Origin of the sequence: Anaeromyxobacter sp. PSR-1 (genome assembly GCF_000964525.1) — a bacterium.
Lineage (GTDB): Bacteria > Myxococcota > Myxococcia > Myxococcales > Anaeromyxobacteraceae > Anaeromyxobacter.
This window is the reverse complement of sequence record NZ_BAZG01000016.1, coordinates 14,321-32,864: the sequence shown is the minus strand read 5'-3', so window position 1 is coordinate 32,864 and position 18,544 is coordinate 14,321. Positions and strand designations below refer to the sequence as shown.

Sequence of the window (18,544 nt, the reverse complement as noted above, 5' to 3'; positions counted from 1 at the left end):
CGAGACGGCGGTATTCGTCGTCGCAGGGTCATGAGGTTACGCACCGAGCAGACACATTCGCCGCGTCCGTACTCCGGTCCACCTGCACGGTTCGTGCTAGCCTCGAGGGGCGATGCCAAAGCGCCTCCCCGCCGGCCTCTACGACCTGCTCCTCAGCACCGCAGGCACCGAGGCGCTCTCGAGCATCCCCGGCTCCGAGCGCTCCATCCGCCAGCCGCTGGACGCCGCCGCCGCCCACGAGCGCCTCGCCCGCTACTTTGCGGCCGAGCTCGAGCGGACGCTGAGGGCGCTCCCGAAGGACGGTGGGCCGGCGAAGCAGGCCGAGGTCGTCAACGCGCTCCTCGACGTCCTCCGCACGAAGGTGGATCCGGGCGCGCTCGAGGGGACCTCGCTCGTCGTCCCGCCCGAGCTCCTCCTAGCTATCCACCCACCCCCCGCGCCGCCCCCGCGGCCCACGGTCCCGCTCGCCGTCTCGACGCTCCTCACCCACGCCCGGAACGAGCCCCGCCTCGGCGCCGAGATCGCGGCCGAGATCGAGAGCGCGGACTCGGTCGACATGCTCGTCTCCTTCATCAAGTGGCACGGCTGGCGCCGGCTCCGGCCCGCGTTCGAGGGGTTCGCGCGGGCGGGGAAGAAGCTGCGGGTCCTCACGACCACGTACATGGGCGCAACGGACCGGGAGGCGCTCGACGCGATCGCACGCCTGCCCGGCGCGGAGGTCCGCGTCTCGTTCGACGCGCGCCGAACGCGGCTGCACGCGAAGGCGTGGCTGTTCCAGCGGGCGACCGGGTTCAGCTCGGTGTACGTCGGGTCGGCGAACGTCTCGTCCGCAGCGCTCTCCGACGGGATCGAGTGGAACCTGAAGGCGAGCGAGGTCGAGTCCCGCGCCATCGTCGAGAAGTTCCGCGGCGCGTTCGCGTCGCTGTGGGAGGACGGCGAGTTCGAGCCGTACCACCCGGACCACGCCGACGCGGTGCGCCGGCTGACGGCGGCGCTGTCGTCGGAGCGAGGGGAGCGCGGGGAGCGGCGAGCCGACACGTCCTTCTACTTCGACCTGCGCCCGTACGAATACCAGCGGGCCATCCTGGAGAAGCTGCGGGTCGAGCGGGAGGAGCACGGCCGCTGGAAGAACCTGGTCGTCGCCGCGACCGGCACCGGCAAGACCATGATCGCCGCGTTCGACTACGCGGCCCAGGTGAAGGACGGCGTCCGGCCGAGGCTCCTCTTCGTCGCGCACCGCGAGGAGATCCTTGAGCAGGCGCTGCACGCGTTCCGCAACGTCCTGCGCGACCACAGCTTCGGGGAGCTGCTCAAGGGCGGCTCGACCCCGGCCTCGTACGAGCACGTCTTCGCCACCATCCAGAGCCTCGATCGCAAGGACCTCCCCGCGGCGCTCGGACGCGACTACTGGCACACCGTCATCGTGGACGAGTTCCACCACGCGGCGGCGAAGACGTACGGGCGGCTGCTCGAGGCGGTGGCGCCGAAGATCCTGCTCGGCCTGACCGCGACCCCGGAGCGCGCCGACGGCCTCGACGTCCTCGGCTGGTTCGACCACCACGTCGCCGCGGACATCCGGCTGTGGCACGCGCTGGAGAAGCAGCTCCTCGCGCCGTTCGAGTACTACGGCATCGCCGACGGCGTCTCGCTCGAGGGGGTGGAGTGGCGGCGGGGCGGCTACGACCTCGGCGGCCTCGACAAGGTCTACACCGGCAACGACGAGCGCGCCCGCCTCGTAATCTCCAAGCTGAGGGAGCTCCACGGTCGCCCCGAGCAGGCGCGCGGCCTCGGATTCTGCGTCTCGGTCGCGCACGCCGAGTTCATGGCCCGGCGGTTCACCGAGGCCGGGATCCCGTCGCTCGTGATCCACGGCGCGACCGACGCCGGTGAGCGCGACGAGGCGCCGCGCAAGCTCGAGCGCGGCAAGGTCGCGTTCCTGTTCACCTGCGACCTCTACAACGAGGGCGTCGACCTGCCGTTCGTCGACACGCTGCTCCTCTTGCGGCCCACCGAGAGCGCGACGCTCTTCCTGCAGCAGCTCGGGCGCGGCCTGCGCCTCCACCCCGGGAAGGCGCAGGCCCTAGTCCTCGACTTCATCGGCCAGCAGCGCGCGGAGTACCGGTTCGACCGCAAGCTCACCGCGATGACCGGGATCCCCCGCGGCCACCTCCCGCGCGCCGTCCAGGGAGGGTTCCCGACGTTGCCCTCCGGATGTCACCTGCAGCTCGAGCGCGTCGCGCGGGGGATCGTGCTCGACAATTTGAAGCAGGCGATCCGGGGCGGCCGGACCCGGCTCGCGCAGGAGCTGAAGGCGCTCGCGCGGGAGCGGCCCCGGATCACGCTGTCCGAGTTCCTGGAGGCGACCGGCCGAGAGGTGGAGGACGTCTACTCGAGCAGCGTCCAGGGCTGGACGTCCCTGCGCTGCGCCGCCGGGCTCTTGCCCGCCGAGGGATCGGAGCTGGAGGAGCGCACCTCCAGGCGGATGGGGAACCTCGTCCACGTCGACGAGCCGGAGCGGCTGCGGCTGTACCGGCGACTCGCGCTCGAGCCAACCGCGACCGGCGAGCTCGACGAGCGGGCTCGAAGGCGCCTCCTGATGCTCGCGCTCCGGCTCTTCGACGGTCCGGCTTCGTCGACCGAGGCGCTGCTCGCGCCCTTGCTCGCGAGCGCGCCCCTCCGCGAGGAGCTGGCCCAGCTCTGCGACGTGCTCGACGAGCGGGTCGCGGTCGGCTCCCGCGTGGCGGATGTCCCTCCCGAGTGGCCGCTCGCCGTGCACCGCACGTACGCAAGGGACGAGGTGTTCGCGGCGGTCGGGAAGTCCACCGTCGAGAAGCGCGTCTTCTCGATGGAGGGCGTGCACCGGATGACCGACCGAAAGGTGCAGCTCTTCTTCGTCACCATCGACAAGTCCACGAGCGGCCGGTTCTCGCCCACGACCTCGTACGAGGACTACGCCATCTCGCCGACGCTGTTTCACTGGCAATCGCAGAGCACGACCAGCGAGACCTCGCCGACCGGCCAGGCCTACATCGACGGGCATCGGCAGGGCTGGCGCTTCTATTTGTTCGCGCGGCCCACCGTGCACGACCAGTTCACGTTCCTCGGGCCCGTTCGCTACCGCTCACACCAGGGGAGCCGGCCTATGAGCATCACCTGGGAGCTCGAGGTGCCGATCCCGCCGGCGTTCCTGGAGGCGTATGCGACGTTGCGGGCGGGATAGGAGGGGGGCACGGGCGGGTCTTCGCGGTGCGGGACACCTTCCGCCGGACGGGAATCCTCGACCTGCGCGGCTTCGAGTTCTACAGAAGCGGTGAGCTGTGCCCGATGTGCGTCCGCCGAAGGGCCGCACTACCTCTCGGGCTACGCTCGTAAAGTGCGCGCGGCATCCCCGCATGGACGTTGTGGCCGGACCAGCAGCGGTGATCGAGAGCGCCGCGTGAACGGCCGCCTGAAGCACAACAACTTAGCCGGCGAGGGCACGGATGACTGCCTCGAACAACTCGACCGGAGTCGTTGCGACGGCTGCTGCCCCCGCACGCCGTGCGTCTTGCGCCGCATCCGACTTCGCGCTCAGCGTGTATAGGATGTAGGGTCGCTCGAAGCCGATCTTGCGTAGTTCCTCGAGCAGCACCACGCCAGCGCGCTCGCTTTCTGGGCGACCGAGGTCCGAGATAACCGCGTCGAAGGAACGTTCTCGCACCCGGTGGACAGCGTCGCCGGTGGACTTGCTGATTACGAAGGACAGCCCAATCGCCTGGAGTGCCTTCCGCTCGTACGCGTTGTTCTCCGGGCGATCGTCGACCCAGAGAATCTGCGCGCCAGAGAGGCGTCCGAGGCGTGCGTTCGAGAATGTGCGATTCACGATGCCGGCGATCTGGCCGACCTCGCTCCCCTCTTTCGCTCCGGCGGCTCCCAGATAACCGGCCGCCTCAAGTTTGGACTTCAGTTCGAGCTCAAGGCCGCCGCCCTTGACCGTGACGTTACGGGTGCTAAGCACCTCCGCGATAACGTCGCGAAGGCGCCAGAAGATTACGAGCACCACCGTCGGCCAGACGAGCTTCTCGAACAGACCTAGTGCGAGCTTCACGCATTCAAGGACCGTTGACGACATCGCTCTGGGTGCGTAACCCCTGGTGTACGCAGCGTCAATAAAGATGGAACGTGTACCTCACTTCAGGTACGTGGGCGCTGCGAAGCAAGTCCGAACCGGCGAACTCCACGACGGTGCTGTACTCTGAAGCGGTGCGCGGCTACATCGCCACCACCGACCATGACTGGTTCACGTTCCTGCGAGCGCGTCAGCCGCTCGAGGAGGTGAACTTCTGGCAGCCATCCGCCCACGGCTTCAATGCGCCCCCTGGGACGCCATTCTTCTTCAAGCTGAAGGCGCCGCACAACGCGATCGGTGGCTTCGGGATCTTCGCCCGGTACGAGGCGGCGACTCCGCGTCTTGCCTGGGACGCCTTCGGGGAGAAGAACGGGGCGGCGACGTTCGATGCGATGGCGAGGCGGGTCGGTCGGTACGCCCGCGATACAGGCGGCCCGGCGCACCGGATCGGCTGCATCATGGTCGCGACCCCGTGGTTCTTCGCCGACGGCGACTGGGTCGAACAGCCTCGCGACTGGCGGCCGAACATCGTCTCAGGCGCCGGATACGACCTCCAGCTAGGCGAGGGCCGCCGCATCTGGGAGGCCTGCCGCGAGCGCGCCGCTCGGATGGCTCCGGTGCCGGCGGTCGTGTACGCGAGCGAGCCCGTTGCCGAACGCTTCGGTCAGCCGCAGCTGGTTCGACCACGACTCGGCCAGGGAACGTTCCGGGTGGCCGTGACCGGTGCCTACGGCGGCGCGTGCGCCGTGAGCGGCGAGCACTCGCTGCCCGTCCTCGAGGCTGCCCACATCCGGCCGTACGGGGCCGAGGGGTCGCACGACGTCCGCAACGGACTGCTGCTTCGCGCCGATATCCACCGGCTGTTCGACACCGGCTACGTAACCGTGACGCCGGACCATCGGTTCGTGGTGAGCCGCCGACTCGCCGAGGAGTGGGAGAACGGCAAGGCGTACTACTCGATGGAGGGGCGCACCATCAAGCTGCCGCCGCGTGTGGCCGATCGACCGGATCCGGAGCTGCTCCGCTGGCACAACGATAACGTGTTCGAGCAGGGCGCCGCGTGATCGCGGCTCCGAGGCAGCGGTGGGCATGAACGTCGAGACGGTGACCACGAGCGACCGGTCGCTACTCCATGCGGTCCGGGCGACGCTGGACGGCGCGGAGGAAGCGTTCCTCTGCGTCGCATTCGTCCAGGAGAAGGGACTGCACCTCCTCCAGAAGGAGCTGGAGGGGCTGCGCGCTCGTGGCGCACGCTCGCGGCTTCTCGTCACGACCACCTTCCAGACGACGAGTCCATCGGCGCTCTCGATGGCGAGCGGGCTCGGACTCGACGTTCGCGTGTTGAATCCAGGCTCAGGCCGGACGTTCCACCCGAAGCTGTACCTCGGGTCGAACCGCGTCGATGCACGGGCGGTCGTGGGCTCCGCGAACCTGACCGGCGGCCTCGCCACGAACCTCGAGGCCGCCGTGGCGCTGCGTGGGGTGCGCGAGGACGTCCCGCTCGCGCGGGCGTGGGACTGGGCGGAGGCGCTCTGGTGGGACGACCGCGTCGAGCGGTGGACGCTGCAGGCCGCTGAGCGCGTCGAGGAGCCGTTCGAGCCGGAGCTCTACCGGGCGCTCCGCGTCGAGGTGCAGCGGTCACCCGTGTTCCTGACGCTCGGCCCCCGTCCTCGCAAGAATCGGGTCGTGGAGCTCACGCCGGTCGAGGTCCACGTCGAGACGGAGCGGTCTCGCAGCCGCACCGGCGGCGCCGAGCCCATCCCGGCATGGATGCTCAACCTCGCCTGGGATCGCCTTCGCACCCACGGCACGTTGTTCGAGCGCGCTGAGTGCGTCGGTTCTTCAGCGGCCGCGCCGAGCAGGCGCAGTGGGCGCTCACAATGCCGCTATGCTGTGGCAGCCCGTGAGTTGTTCGCAGTCTCGATTTGTTCTTGGACCACGCGCCGAAACTCCATCGGACCTGCGATCCGTTTGAATGGCGTTCTAGTGCTGCCGGTACCGATGACAGTGATCGTCCCGTATCCGAACAGGCGCCCCAAGAGGCCCTGCTCCACCGTTACGCCCTCGACCTTCGCGAGCAGGGTTTCAAGTGATACTCGTCGAATAAAACCCACCTTGATCATCACGCGCTTGTTGGTCACCCCGAATTCAGAGGTCTTGACGGCAATCAGCGCGGAGACTCCGCTCAAAATGGCAAGCGGGAGGAAGAACACGCTCGCGGGGTTCTCCGCACCCATGGTCGTCGCGAAGAGACACAGCCATGCGATCGGCCATCCAAATATGATCGGATGGAGTTTGGCGCGGTAGATCACGACCTCGCCAGCCATGAGGTTCTGGTCTTCGATGTATGCCATGCCCCCCCCGAGACCGCGCTGGCATTAAAATCAAAGAGCAGCGCGGCGATAGACCGCAGGTTCGTTTCGAATACCACGCACGCAGGCCACACGGATAGTCCCGCCATCGTGGTGCGCGTGCGCTCGGTCGTCACGGCCGTCAACCCTTCCGCCTCCGCCTCCGCCTCTGCCGCGGCTGCGCTCTTCGAGCGCATCACCTCCCCGCGATCGTCCTTCATCGCGAGGAGAGTCAAGCACAAGTCGTGAAGTGCTCGATGCCGAACGACGTCGCCGGAAAGTCCGGGGCCCGTACACGTTGTCACGCACCAGGATCAGTGGCGCTAGAAGCCAGTGGTGGAAGCCCTACGTCGAGAGGCGTCCTGATACCGAGAGGATCTGAACCTCTGACCTTCGGATTCGTAGATGTCCCAGGTGGGATCGGTAGGCGGGCGGATCAACAGGCGTTTTCAGGAAATCCAGGACGTTGCGGGCGCGGTCGAGGTCACGGGGGGTACGCGAGTGAACGCCGGTGCACGCAATCATGGAGGAGATCTGGAGGAGATGTGCTCTCGGTGAACGCGCGCTCTACCGCTTAACCGGTCATTGCGGCAGGCTGATCCCAGCCCTAAACGCGCGGCGTGGCCCGCTCACCCTTCGCCGGCGCGAGCGGTCCGGGATGGCTGCCGAACCGTAGCTACGCGGCACGACGCGTCCGGCGCGAGCGTTCAATGCAACTGTTCCACCGTGTCCAGAGCGCCACCAGTGCGGGGTTTGTGCACTCAGACATTGCAGCACGCCAGGTACCGGCAGGCCCCCGCCTGCGAGCAAGCTCCGCGCAGAGCACGGCCCCGATGTTCTTGAACGCCAGTGGAACGCGAGCGAAGCCGAGGGCGCGCAGCATCTGCTCTGGCGACGAGCGCCCTGCGATTACATCGTCCGCCAGCCCTGTGACGAGACGCACGGCAGCCTGCGTCGTGCGGTACGGAACAGCGAGCGTGTCAGAATTCACGGGCGCAGACGCCGTGCGCTGCGGCGTGACGGCGACTCGGAAGTCGCTTTCGTAAACGTGGAGGCTGTCACTCAATTGGGCGTACCCCCCGACATCTAGATCGAGCCACCCTGCGAGAACCTCCTGGATGCTCGTAAACTGGACGAGGTTGTACGGCAACCCGCGGAACACGTCGTTGCTCCTAACCACCTGCGTGAATTCCACGCGGTGATTCCGGACCTTCACCATCGACAGAAGGTTGCAGGGCACGTCATGGCTGCGAGCGCCACCCGTCCGCGTCGGCATATCAGACCGAGGGTCCCAAATTTGAAGGACCACCTGCCTGCTTTCTGGTCGCCGCCGAAGCGCCTGATAGGCGCGATGAAGCTGATCAAATCGGAAATGGGAGCGAAGTCGGAGTCCGTAGGCTCCGTCGTAGGTCCTGCCCGCCCCTGCAAACTTCGGAAGCTGCGAATTGAACGCGTTCAAGAACGCCGAGTCATTTCTCCCGGCAAGCATCCACAGCACTTCAGCTAGCGCGAATGCCACGTTGAGTGGTGGAGTTCTCGAGAAGACCCATCGCTCGGTTGGGTGCGCGATCCCGATGGCGGCCCGAAGTAGTTCCCGCGTCTGACCAGCGCGGCTAGGCTGCACCGCCGTGCGGCCGTTGCGGAACGCACCGCTGATCTTGAGCCACACCTCGTCGGCCGTGCGACCCTCGAACGTCTGGAACATCTGAGCCTCTAACGGATCACTTGCCGGTGTTCGGATTAGGGGGATTCGCTTGTTGCGGATCGGGTAGACGTTTAGCGGGTGGGGCGGACGTCGGCTCGCCAGTCGGCGCCGGCGCGGCAGCAGGCTGAGTGGGCGATGCCGGTACAATGCACGTTACAGGCTGCGGGTCGGCCTTCTTCGATTTGATAAAGTCGATAAAGACTGGGATGAAAGCTAGATAAATCGGGACTAGAGCTGTGGCGACGACTACACCGATGGCTCGATGAGTCGAAACGGTGTTCCGGAGCTTGTCGAGTTCGACCTTCAGGGAGCCGGGCGACGCGATGTGCCCCTGCAGGTTCATCACGTCAGCCGACGAAATCTGTGCCTGTAGAGCATGTCGGCCCCTGGGTGGATATCCGAAATCGTCCGCCTGTCTCTTGCCTGTGTCGTCCACGAGGTCCGAAAACCAGATCGGAAAGAGTCGGTCTCCGCGCGCCAGGCATATCGGTTCGCTCCCCGCGTTGAAGACCGAGAACATCAACCGGCCCTCAAACCCTGGGTCAACGTGGAATCCAGAGACGTTTACGAGACCTCGGAACTTGATACCCGCCTTAATCGAAATGAAGGCCAGTGCATCTCGGGGGACACGCACGACTTCCTCAGTCAACAGCATCGCGAACTGCCCAGGCGGGATCGCGACCTGTTCACCAGCACCGAGCAAGCGCTTCTCTCGCGACGCAGAAGACGTTACGTACACCTCCGGCCCAAGGCGAAGAGTGTACGCCGCCTCCTTGACTGCGTCGGGAGCAGCCAGGTCGAGCGCGTTATGGTTCGCGTCAGCGATAAGCCACTCGGCTTGGTGGCGCGCCAGTATTCTCTGCGTCGGCCAGAATCCCATCGGTACCCCCTCGGCGCACACCCTACCTGAAGCGTCTGACGCGTCCCGCCTGCTCAGGGCGGAGCTCCTCGCTGGCGGGTTCGCGAGCAGCGGACGGTGAACGTGGACCGCTCGTTTCCCCGCCAACGTGGCCCTTCAGCGACTGCTCGACTCGCTCGTTGAGCCCCCATTTCGGCGGGTACCAGAGTTGCAGTCGGGACTGAGTCGGGGTGAACCGCTGCTTGATGCGCGTTCTGCCGGTACGGCCACTTACCTCTGGGTGGCGGACGCGCGCGTACTTGTCGACCTCGCAAAAGAGATTCTGGCAGTCGATCAGTTGAAGAGGACGTCCCCACAGGTCGCGAAACGCGATGTCGCGCCTTGCGAACTCGCGGTCCTGCTCTTCTGCGACCCTGCGGATCACGTCGGATTCAGACAGGCCGCCTAGATCACTGAAACACTTCCGAATGCCGTCCTTTGCGCCCGGGCCAGGGCACACGAACTCCATTTCGGAGAACGTCAAGAACGAGCTGTATGTGAGGTCCGTAATATACTGGTAGGCCAAAAAATCGCCGATCGTGGGGTATCCGCGCAATACCCGAAACGCAGCTTCCATCGAAGCGCAATCCGCAATGCGGTCGGCGACGTCGTCGTGCATCATCCGCTCAAGAAGGCGGAGATGCATTCGGTGCTTCTTGGGCTCACCGCCGCGGCCGCCGCTTGGCATGATATACGCGGCCGAGTAGAGCGTTCTGCCTGATTCAGCGGCGCTACTCAAGACCCGATCATATCTCGCGAATGAGTATTCAGACCAACAGAGCGTCCCTAGCTCTCGTTCGAGAAGCTCCCAGGTGTCGATCTTGTTGAAAAGCTTGAAGAGAAGTACGCGGAAGAAGACATCGGCAGGCGCTTGGTCGCCATCGTAGATAACGTTCCGGATGAGATACTGGGATGTACGGTCAGATGCCCGGTACGCGTTGGTGAACTTGAATTGTTGCACAATAGGATCGCCGGACCAAGGCAGTGGGTGCCCCTCAACGCGGTTGAAGAACACCCGCTGCCGCTCGGAAGCAAAAGCCCAGTATGTGTCGAATACAATAGTGGGAGTAGCAGGCCCAAACTTGCCGGGCCTCGTCGAGGCGCGGGGGCGAGTTGATGGTGGCGGCGCGGCGAGCGGTAACTCGACCTGCGCCCGGGCAGAGCGATGCGGGCGAACCCCGGCGATGTCGGCGATCTTTGACACAGTCTCGGCTGCCGAATGCTCGTTCTTGACCACGGACACGTTCACGCGACGGCTCTCTCGAATCGCGAGGCGCTCGTATTCCTCAGCGAGGTGTCGCCGCTCGATCGAAGCGTCATCAGGGTGTGGACGCGATAACAAGAACACGCGCGCCGGAGCGATGCCGCGCCAGTGTGCCCTCTCGACCCGAATCATGGCCCATAGCGACCGAGCATCTGCACCGGAAGCGCGCCCGTACGCCCACGTCGACCACCAGAACCTGTCCAGCACCACGTCGCGTCCCTGGTGAAGGGCGGGGAGGATGCGACGTTCTATCGCATCAATATGAGCGGCAATGTGCAGCACCTGAATGCTCGTCGGATTCGAGTTACCAGCCGTGCGGCCAAGCAACCGGTGATGCAGAGCGTACACCTCGCCACCTAGAGTGCCCTCGTCGCTGCCAGGGAAGGACATCCACTCGCACGGGCGTCCTAACGCACGGAGGAGGTTCGCGAAAGCTTGCGATAGCGTCGTCTTGCCTGCGCCATCTGCGCCCTCAAACACGTACAGCGAGCCCAGGTCAGCACTGGGCGGGAGCGACTGGATCGGCGTATTGCGAGAATTCACGTGTCCGCCGGTGCGAGGGAATGTGGAGGTGCATCCGCTGCGCTCGAGTACTGGGTGCGACACGAGGACAGCAGCTCCTTTACGTCCCGCATGCTCCAGTGTTGGTCTCGCGAGTGTTCAACTTCCAGGCGACCGAGCGTCGAATGGCAGACGAGGGGGCCGACCCTTAGCCCAGCTTCGATCGCGACGAACTGTTGTAGCCGTGCAAGACCCAGAAGGTTACCGAACGTCTTCGCGATGTAATAATGGTGCCTGTACAAAGCCGTGAGCTGGAGCCGATGCTCCGGCATGATCTTGAAGCTGACCAGGCTGAGGCATGGCAGGCCCATTCGCTTCTTGCCGTCAACGGTGTCGTCGTACGTCGGCACGTCTGTGGGTAGATCGATTTCGTAGCAGGCGTGCTTGGGCGCTGCGTCCCGCATCTTTTTTACGCACTCCTGAAGCGGAGAGTACGGCTCTCCGTCGCGCGTCCTGCGCAGCATCCGATACGCGTAGGTGCCCCAACGGAAGTCGGGGTGACGACGGATCTTAAGCGCAGGGTAAATCTCGTCAGGATAGACGTTATATACGCCGTCAGCGCCGTGATGCCGGTACGCGCTCCCCGGAAAGATCGTTTCGGCGACCGTGTGGATGGGAAATGCACCGTGTGCGACGAGAAAGCTGTTCACCAGTCGCTCCACGGCACGGTCCCCGGGCGTAACGAGTAGCGGGTCCGACACACCAAGTATGAGCGTGTATTCGCTTCCGCCTCGTTCGAGAAGGTATTCGCATCCCCGTAGCCAAGCTCGCGCGATGGTGGACTCTTGGATCAGGTTCATGTTCATTCCAGGACGCCGATCAACAGCAGCTGCTTCCTCAGGTAGGAGATGGGAATCCACGCATGTCCGCCGAGCCCCCATCCCGCTCCCCAGCTGTTGCGGATAAGGACGAAAGGGCCGCTCGTGTCGGTTCCGTGCCCGACCGCTAGCACCGCGTGTAGGGACGGGACGAGCGCGTCAGCGCGCCCAGGAATGACACGGCCCTCCGCATCTGGCTTGTAGAACGACTCGGTTAGCCGCAGTACGAGAATGCTCGGTCGCGGGACAGACAGCCGTTGGACCACGTCGTCCGGAGTGCCGCCGCCGAAGGCAAGCTTCCGACGGTGGATGGGGCCGTGGACCGTGCCCGGAGGGCATCCCTTCGCCAGCGACCCGTAGGGGCACTCGTGCTCGGGCGGCTGTCCGTCCTTCTCCAGTGCCACCGCGATTCCAGGGGCGGTTGCTCCACGCCCGAAGTCTCCAGTCGAACGAACCACCGCGAAGTGGTGGAGATACTCGACTGCGAGATAGTCATCGTTGGCGAGCGCAACCTCATGGGCCGCCGAAGTGGCAAACGAGATACACGTGGGACGCGCGCCTTGGTCGCGTGCGGCGCCTAGCATTGGGCGAAGGTCAACGGCAACGTTCATGTAGTGCTCGAAAGGAGCGTCTTTCGATAAGAGCGCGGAAGGCCGAACTCTTTGCCGTTTAGCTCGAGCTCAAATGCCAATTGACTATTCGGAGTGGCTTCGAGCCAGGGCCGCCGCTCGTCGATGTGGACGCGATAGCCCCCTGGAGTTGCAGCCCGCGCGACGATCACGCGCCCAATCGGCGCGCCGATCTCGTTATCGTTCGAGGGCATGCGTTCATCCGCCAGTATCTCAAGACCGATGTCGGCGAGCTGCGCCTTGTCCCACAAGTAGCCGCCCCCGGAGTGCTCGACGAGGCGAAATACGAAGAGATCATTAGGGCCGCCCTCAACCAACAAATTGTGGTCGCGTTCCGATACCGCCCACACGTCGGCCCACGGGTCTGCCATAGGTACCCCGTGGAGTTCAGAGGATTTCAGCTCCTTCAGTGGGACGCTCGTCAGTGAAGCGGCTACCGCGGCCGTAAGTGCGCCATGTGCGGCAAGAGCCCAGCATGCGGCCTCGTAACTGGCCCCCGTCCGGAGTGCGAGTTGGTAAACGTGGCGCGGGTCACGAAGCGCGGCCGAGTGCCATCCCTGCCGCGCAGCGTGCTGAGCCAGAATCCATTTTGGAAGGAGAAACTCGGAAGCGAACGCGTCGGCAGCCGCTTCCTGTGCGCTGACGTGACCGCCACGCCACCCCCCGACCTCCTCATCGAGACTCGGTTTGTGCTGCAGGCGAAAATGCCCGAGTTCGTGGGCCGCAGTGAAGCGCTGCACGTGGAGGGGTCTTTGGGTCGACACGAGGATGCCAGGGGCGGGCTCGTTGAGAAACGCTCCGAGCAGTCCCTTCAGCGGCCTGAACATCAGAGTGACGTTCAGAGAAACGGCTGCCGAGAATACGTCGATCCGAGTGGCGCCTTCGGCGAAACGTGCCTTCGTACCGAGGGCGCGATGAAGCCGCTGAGCCTCCTTGATGCCGCCCAGCCGTGCATCGCGCGTGGTCATTGACCCTTCCCCTGGACCGACCGCGCTCCGAGGAACTCCGCAAAGCGAATGAGCTCTTCTCGATCCTGCTCGCTGAGTTTCGCAGCAGCGCGCGCGAGATGGGCCACGCTCGCCGGAGCTCTGTCGGGAACGGTTTCGCCTGTGAAGTCGGAAACTGGACGTTGGTAGAGCACGGCGAAACGTCCAAGTTCCAGGGCGTCTACTTTGCGCTGCCCGGACTCAAGGAGTGAAATGGCTGACCTTGTGAGTCCAACCGCCTTCGAGACTTCTTCCTGAGACAGCCCGAGGTATTCGCGCGCTTCTTTCAAGCGCGTGCCTAGCGTCTTGCGGTCGTCAGCCATGGGGTCTCTCGCGTCCTACGGGGAGACGGAAACGGGCGGCGCGGCAACGCAAAGTGCCCGCGCCTTAGAGAGAAGGTCGGCTGCAAGATCCTCAACTGAGGAATATCCACCGGGGCGGACAAGATCTGCTGGTAACTGCAGACCTGTTTCTTCTTCGATCACAAGCAGAGCGCCGACCGCGTCCTTTGAATCGATCGCGGGCATCTCATCCCAGATGGTCAGAGGAGCGGCGCTGTTGCCCTTACCTTTCCCAAGGACTTCGTCGACACTGTCGTCGAACGTCTTGCACGCTTCGTCGTACCAGTCAGACAATGCACCGTTCAGTCCCGGGATCTTCGCGTCGAACTCTGTCGTGGTCATCACCCGATCCCGAGCGGCCGATGTTGTCGATTCGCACATAGGCTGTTCGAAAATCTAACAGACGTCAAGAGCGGAGAGGGGCTGTACGCGTAGCGCGCTGGAAATCCCGAATGGTGCCGGGCCGTTCGCTTCAACTACGTTCACCCACCCTCATGGGGTCGTCGCGGTTTGCTCTTACGTGGGCGGAGGCGCGGAGGCGGCTTGGCGCCGTCTCCGTGCAGCGGAGCAAGCGTTCGCTGCTCGGCTTCCGCCAAGTCGTCGTGCCGAATGGATCGGAGGCCGGATCTGCCTGCGAGCTGTTGCGGACTGCTTCGGCCGTGGTGATCACGACTTCCTGACACACCCTTCGGGAGCGCCCGTCGTGCCCGACGGAATCGCGTGCAGCGTCACGCACAAGGCAGGAGTGGCTGCCGCGATAGCAGACCGGGGTGACGGCCAACGACTCGGCATTGATCTCGAGCGGTGTCAACCGCGCGACGTGGCCCTCGCTTCCAAGGTGTTGACCGACGGCGAGCGCGCTCGGCTGCCTCGAAATGGGATCGAGCGACTCGCGGCAGTGGTGCAGGCGTTCTCGATGAAGGAGTCGTTCTACAAGGCGGCGTCAGCGCACTGGACGACCCGTTTCGGGTTCGGCGACGTTGAGGTCTGGTGCGACGAGGAGCCAATTCGCAACGGTATTCAGACCGCCACGATCAGTATGTGTAACGAAGCGAGGACGCGCGCCGTCGCGACGTTCGCTTGGAGAGGGTCTTGGGTGTTGACAACCGTTCGGTTCGATCCGTGAGACATCGCGCCGTGAGTGCAGGGCTGAGACCCGACGTAAGTGGTCGACTTCGGACCCCAAATGTGCGAGCTGGGCTTGATCCGGTCCGGCAGACAGGTTGACTACGCCGCTTGCTTCGCCTGCTGCACCGCCCGCTCGAACGCGGCCGGGCTGACGTAAGCCAATGGCCGAGTGGAGCCGCTGCTGGTTGTAGAACACCTCGATGTAGTCGAACAATTGCTCCTTCGCGGCCGCGTGCGTCTCGAACCGCTCGCCCAGCTCGGACTTGAGCGTCGAGAACCAGCTCTCCATCGCCGCGTTGTCGTAGCAGTTGCCACGGCGGCTCATGCTGCACGTGATCCCGCGCGCCGCGAGCACGTCCCGGTGGTCTTCGCTCGCGTACGTGCTGCCTGGTCCGAGTGGTGGAGCAGGTCCGCGTTCGGGCAGCGGCGCTGTAGCGCCATGTCAAGCGCCTTCAGCGTGAGGTGGCGGTTGTTCGACGCGGAGATCGCCCAGCCGACGACGTAGCGCGAGAACAGGTCCAGGACGGCGGCCAGGTACAGCCGGCCCTCGCCGGTGACGAGCTCGGTCGTGTCACCGACCACTTCTCATTCGGCCTCGTGGCCTCGAAGTTCTGAGCGAGCAGGTTCGGCGCGACGGCCTGACCCTGCTCGCTGATCGTGGTGCACCGGTAGCGCCGGCGTGGGCGAGCGACAATCTTTTCAGCCTGCATCAGGCGAATCACGCGCTTGCGGCTCACGAAGACCTTCTGTGCGACGAGGTCCTTGTAGATGCGAGGGCTGCCGTAGTATCGGCGCCCACGCTCATGCGACTCGCGGATGAGCACCGTGAGCCGCGCATCCTCGACCGCTCGCGGCGACGGCGGCCGACCGCACCAGGCGTAGAACCCGGGGCGCGAGACGCGGAGCAAGCGGCAGAGCTTCGTGATCGGGTGGTGGGCCTTCTCCGCGTCGATGAACGCGAACCTCACTTGTGCTGCTTCGCGAAGAAGGCCGCCGCCTGATGGATCCCCACGAATTCATCTCAAGAGCGCCGGCGGGACCGGGAACTCTGCCCAGGATTCCATCGCGGCGGCGAGCTCATGCAGCAGGACGAGGCGCCCGAGCGTGGTGAGGGCGAGCACGCGCCGCGTGCTGATCGTGTTCGCCTGGTACTTGCGATGGAGGCCGGCGCCTTCGGCGGAGATGCCGACCATCAGGATGAGCAGTGACGCTAGGGCTGCGAGCAGGACCATGACCTCCACCCGCCCCGGGCGCGCTGTGCAGGCGGCTTCCATCGCCCAGCCAAACCGCGAGCTCTTCGCGTCGCGGAAGGCCTCTTCGATCTGCATGCGCGAGGCGTACGTCGCGACAATACCGTCGGCGTCGATATCCTGGATCGATGTCGCGAGAACCCAAGGCTCCCGCGCAGCCTGAACTTCCTGGCGCTCGCGGGAGTCGAGTGCGAGTCGGCGCTGCGCGGCGCGCCACCGGCGCCGCTTCCGAACGACCACGACTCGGCACGAGTAGGGCTGGTACCGCGTCACGAGGCACGGGCCGAGGTCCTTGGCCTTCACTCGTGCGGCGTCGTACAGCTTGTCGAAACGAAGCCAGGCTCCACCTGCGGGCCGCACGTAGGCGCGCCCACGAACGCGTGCCACGAAGTCCCAGCCCAAATTGAGCACCTGCCGGATCCATGGCGCGCGGAATCCAGCGTCGGTCACGATGATCGGTCGACTCGCGGGAGGCAGCACCTCGGCAAGCCTTCGAAGGAATCGTGCCTCGACTCGTGGGTTGGCGTAGTGCCGCAGGGGATGGACCTCGGCGTAGATGATCACAGCGCGTCCACTGCACGGCGCCGCGGCGGCCAGCACCCGCATCCCCCCGCCCACCTCTGTCCAGTCCACGAGGACCGCCGGCCTCGGACGGTCCCGAAGAACTCCGTGAGCGATGCCCCTGTAGAAGAACTGGCGCTCGTTGAGAACGTGGCCGTTCCCGTACAAGCGGTCGATCCGCTTGATGCCGTGCTTGGCGGTTGTCCGGATCGCGATGGCCCTTCCGAGCCGGCTGAGAGCGATCTCGCCACCGCGCACGAGAGCCGCGACGGCCGCGAACACCGCCACCACCCTCGCTTTGTGAACCGTGCTGACGTGGGCGCCAAGGAACGTCGCGAGCATCCGGTCGACGCGCATGCTCACAGTCGATCAAGTCCGCGCGCCCGGCGCAACGGTCTGACCGGCACCTCCGCTAAGCCATGGGAATCATGGGAAGGTTTGCTGCCGTTCGCGGGGATACTCCAGGGCCGCCGCTTTTTTTGGATCTCCCGATCTTCGCGGAGCTCCCGGTTCTCCTTGCGGAGCCGCGCCAGCTCCTCCTTCTCGGCCGTAGTGAGCGCGCCAGGCGGTCCCTTCCCCCGATCCACCTGCGCCTGCTTCACCCAGTGCCGGACCGCCGTCTCGGTGAGGTCCAGATCGCGGGCGACCTGGCCCGACGTCTTGTGGCCGACGAGGACCTTCTTCACCACCTCGGCCTTGAACTCGTCAGTGAAGCTGCGCCGGGGCCGGCGCTGACTCCGGGGCTTCTCCGATGCCATGCTCGACACCATATCCGCCTTTCGGTTGGTGTCTGTGGAACCGGATCAAGCCCACAGCTTCACTCCGATTACGTGTTCGTCAGCCAGCGCACGGGCTCGAAGTGGGCCGAGCTCCGCCGCAAGTTCAACCGGGCGCGGGAGGTCATCGGCCGACCCGACTTGTGGTTCCACGACCTGCGGCGGTTGTTCGTCACCAACTCGCGCCGGCGGGGCATCCCCGAGTCGGTCGTCATGCGGATGTCCGGCCGCCGGACCCGGAACGTGCTCGACCGCTACAACATCGTCGAGGACGAGGACGTCAGGAACGCGGTGAAGGTCATCGAGGCGGGAGCCGCGAAGGACCTGGCCGAGAGCACACCGCGGAAGCGCGGCCGCGGTGGAGAAGATCTGGAGGAAGTGGGCCCGAAGGAGCGCTGATACACGAAGGCCCCGCAAGCTAAGTGCCTGCGGGGCCTCTCGTTTTTTTGGCGCGCCCTAGAGGATTTGAACCTCTGGCCTTCGGATTCGTAGTCCGACGCTCTATCCAACTGAGCTAAGGGCGCAAAGCCTATTCGGTTGTGCCGCCGGGGAGGGCGGGGTGCTGCGGTGCTGCGGGTCCTGCGGTGCTGCGAGATTGGCGGAAAGGGAGGGATTCGAACCCTCGATACAGGTCACCCCGTATACTGGTTTAGCAAACCAGCGCCTTCGGCCTCTCGGCCACCTTTCCAGAACCTCTTCCGCTCCTTCTGTCCTGGCGGAGGAGGAAGGATTCGAACCTTCGGAGGGCGTGAACCCTCTGCGGTTTTCAAGACCGCCGCCTTAAACCGCTCGGCCACTCCTCCGAAAACCGCGAATCCGTCCTCGTTCCATCTGCTTCCGGGCCCCGGGACATCCTGTCCGGCGCTCGGAGTCCGCCCATATACGGCACCGTCGGCCGGGGATCAAGCGGAGAACGCACGGGCGGGCGGCCCTGCCTCGGGCCCGGTGAGAACGACCTCATCCGCCTCCCATGCAGTGGCCGCTCGCTCTCTCGTACGGTCCTCCCGATGCCTGCCGTCCCCCACCTCGTCGCACCCGCCGGCTGCGCGCCCCGCAAGGCCGGCGGGCACCTCCGTGTCGTCGGGTCGTAGGCCCAGCACGAACCCCCCTCCGCTGCTGGGACTGTGACCTGCCGGCGGCGGGGTGGGGGGCGGCGGCATCTTCCCCC

General features: G+C 65.4%; 18 protein-coding genes, 3 tRNA genes and 2 pseudogenes. 4 read left to right on the top strand and 19 right to left on the bottom strand.

Features of this window, described 5'->3' with window-relative positions; translation table 11 throughout:
- Positions 1 to 112: 112 nt before the first annotated feature.
- Positions 113 to 3,220: a DUF3427 domain-containing protein gene (locus PSR1_RS04900; RefSeq protein ID WP_059436509.1), complete on the top strand. Its 3,108-nt coding sequence runs from the start codon at positions 113 to 115 to the stop codon at positions 3,218 to 3,220.
- A 243-nt stretch (positions 3,221 to 3,463) separates the two neighbouring features.
- On the opposite strand, the gene PSR1_RS04895 is transcribed toward PSR1_RS04900, so the two are convergent.
- Complete coding sequence (locus tag PSR1_RS04895) at positions 3,464 to 4,087, bottom strand: response regulator (protein WP_160309011.1); 624 nt, start codon at positions 4,085 to 4,087, stop codon at positions 3,464 to 3,466.
- Between the two features lie 74 nt (positions 4,088 to 4,161).
- Here PSR1_RS04895 and PSR1_RS04890 point away from each other — a divergent pair, with 74 nt between their 5' ends.
- A complete protein-coding gene (locus tag PSR1_RS04890; protein ID WP_237757817.1) occupies positions 4,162 to 5,172 on the top strand; it encodes an HNH endonuclease in 1,011 nt (336 codons plus the stop codon).
- Between the two features lie 822 nt (positions 5,173 to 5,994).
- Here PSR1_RS04890 and PSR1_RS24985 read toward each other — a convergent pair.
- From PSR1_RS24985 to PSR1_RS23745, 10 genes are all read right to left on the bottom strand, one after another.
- On the bottom strand, positions 5,995 to 6,231 hold the full coding sequence (locus PSR1_RS24985; RefSeq protein WP_370539085.1) for a PH domain-containing protein: 237 nt from the start codon (positions 6,229 to 6,231) through the stop codon (positions 5,995 to 5,997).
- Between the two features lie 185 nt (positions 6,232 to 6,416).
- Complete coding sequence (locus PSR1_RS24065) at positions 6,417 to 6,680, bottom strand: hypothetical protein (protein WP_160309010.1); 264 nt, start codon at positions 6,678 to 6,680, stop codon at positions 6,417 to 6,419.
- 455 nt (positions 6,681 to 7,135) lie between these two features.
- On the bottom strand, positions 7,136 to 8,164 hold the full coding sequence (locus tag PSR1_RS23420; protein ID WP_082100148.1) for a thymidylate synthase: 1,029 nt from the start codon (positions 8,162 to 8,164) through the stop codon (positions 7,136 to 7,138).
- Between the two features lie 16 nt (positions 8,165 to 8,180).
- Positions 8,181 to 9,044, bottom strand: a complete 864-nt coding sequence (locus PSR1_RS23415) for a hypothetical protein (RefSeq protein ID WP_152643306.1) — start codon at positions 9,042 to 9,044, stop codon at positions 8,181 to 8,183.
- Positions 9,045 to 9,066: 22 nt separating this feature from the next.
- A complete protein-coding gene (locus tag PSR1_RS23410) occupies positions 9,067 to 10,806 on the bottom strand; it encodes a nucleotide kinase domain-containing protein (protein ID WP_237757819.1) in 1,740 nt (579 codons plus the stop codon).
- A gap of 59 nt (positions 10,807 to 10,865) precedes the next feature.
- Complete coding sequence (locus PSR1_RS04865; protein ID WP_152643304.1) at positions 10,866 to 11,693, bottom strand: hypothetical protein; 828 nt, start codon at positions 11,691 to 11,693, stop codon at positions 10,866 to 10,868.
- Positions 11,690 to 12,289 carry a C1 family peptidase gene (locus PSR1_RS24980; protein ID WP_370539084.1) on the bottom strand — a complete coding sequence of 200 codons (600 nt, stop codon included), beginning with the start codon at positions 12,287 to 12,289 and terminating at the stop codon, positions 11,690 to 11,692. Before PSR1_RS24980 ends, PSR1_RS04865 begins: the two co-directional genes overlap by 4 nt.
- Positions 12,290 to 12,312: 23 nt before the next feature.
- Positions 12,313 to 13,302, bottom strand: a complete 990-nt coding sequence (locus PSR1_RS23405) for an ImmA/IrrE family metallo-endopeptidase (protein ID WP_082100144.1) — start codon at positions 13,300 to 13,302, stop codon at positions 12,313 to 12,315.
- A complete protein-coding gene (locus PSR1_RS23400; RefSeq protein ID WP_082100143.1) occupies positions 13,299 to 13,643 on the bottom strand; it encodes a helix-turn-helix domain-containing protein in 345 nt (114 codons plus the stop codon). Before PSR1_RS23400 ends, PSR1_RS23405 begins: the two co-directional genes overlap by 4 nt.
- A gap of 15 nt (positions 13,644 to 13,658) precedes the next feature.
- A complete protein-coding gene (locus PSR1_RS23745) occupies positions 13,659 to 14,003 on the bottom strand; it encodes a hypothetical protein (RefSeq protein ID WP_152643303.1) in 345 nt (114 codons plus the stop codon).
- Positions 14,004 to 14,181: 178 nt separating this feature from the next.
- On the opposite strand from PSR1_RS23745, the pseudogene PSR1_RS24975 reads away from it, so the two are divergent.
- Positions 14,182 to 14,595: pseudogene (locus tag PSR1_RS24975) on the top strand (4'-phosphopantetheinyl transferase superfamily protein); the annotation flags it as partial.
- Between the two features lie 9 nt (positions 14,596 to 14,604).
- Here PSR1_RS24975 and PSR1_RS24395 read toward each other — a convergent pair.
- The 5 genes and pseudogenes from PSR1_RS24395 to PSR1_RS04830 all read right to left on the bottom strand — a co-directional run bounded on the left by PSR1_RS24395 (position 14,605) and on the right by PSR1_RS04830 (position 17,358).
- Positions 14,605 to 15,114, bottom strand: coding sequence for an integrase core domain-containing protein (locus PSR1_RS24395; protein ID WP_160309008.1), 510 nt, complete (start codon positions 15,112 to 15,114; stop codon positions 14,605 to 14,607).
- Positions 15,111 to 15,371 (bottom strand): DDE-type integrase/transposase/recombinase, encoded by a 261-nt coding sequence (locus tag PSR1_RS24390; RefSeq protein WP_082100140.1) that lies wholly within the window; start codon positions 15,369 to 15,371, stop codon positions 15,111 to 15,113. The genes PSR1_RS24395 and PSR1_RS24390 overlap by 4 nt, the downstream gene beginning before the upstream one ends.
- A gap of 98 nt (positions 15,372 to 15,469) precedes the next feature.
- A pseudogene (locus tag PSR1_RS24970) lies at positions 15,470 to 15,757 on the bottom strand (IS3 family transposase); the annotation flags it as partial.
- Between the two features lie 48 nt (positions 15,758 to 15,805).
- Positions 15,806 to 16,957 carry an IS4 family transposase gene (locus PSR1_RS04835; protein ID WP_059436499.1) on the bottom strand — a complete coding sequence of 384 codons (1,152 nt, stop codon included), beginning with the start codon at positions 16,955 to 16,957 and terminating at the stop codon, positions 15,806 to 15,808.
- 2 nt (positions 16,958 to 16,959) lie between these two features.
- Positions 16,960 to 17,358 carry a transposase gene (locus PSR1_RS04830; RefSeq protein ID WP_160309006.1) on the bottom strand — a complete coding sequence of 133 codons (399 nt, stop codon included), beginning with the start codon at positions 17,356 to 17,358 and terminating at the stop codon, positions 16,960 to 16,962.
- Positions 17,359 to 17,430: 72 nt separating this feature from the next.
- Between PSR1_RS04830 and PSR1_RS04825 the strand changes: the two genes are divergently transcribed.
- The gene (locus PSR1_RS04825; RefSeq protein WP_059436498.1) at positions 17,431 to 17,775 is read left to right on the top strand and encodes a hypothetical protein; all 345 of its coding nucleotides are present in this window, start codon (positions 17,431 to 17,433) and stop codon (positions 17,773 to 17,775) included.
- 48 nt (positions 17,776 to 17,823) lie between these two features.
- Here PSR1_RS04825 and PSR1_RS04820 read toward each other — a convergent pair.
- From PSR1_RS04820 to PSR1_RS04810, 3 genes are all read right to left on the bottom strand, one after another.
- Positions 17,824 to 17,900, bottom strand: a tRNA-Arg gene (locus PSR1_RS04820).
- 72 nt (positions 17,901 to 17,972) lie between these two features.
- Positions 17,973 to 18,064 (bottom strand) — tRNA-Ser (locus tag PSR1_RS04815).
- Between the two features lie 25 nt (positions 18,065 to 18,089).
- Positions 18,090 to 18,179: transfer RNA gene (locus PSR1_RS04810), tRNA-Ser, on the bottom strand.
- Between the last annotated feature and the right edge of the window lie 365 nt (positions 18,180 to 18,544).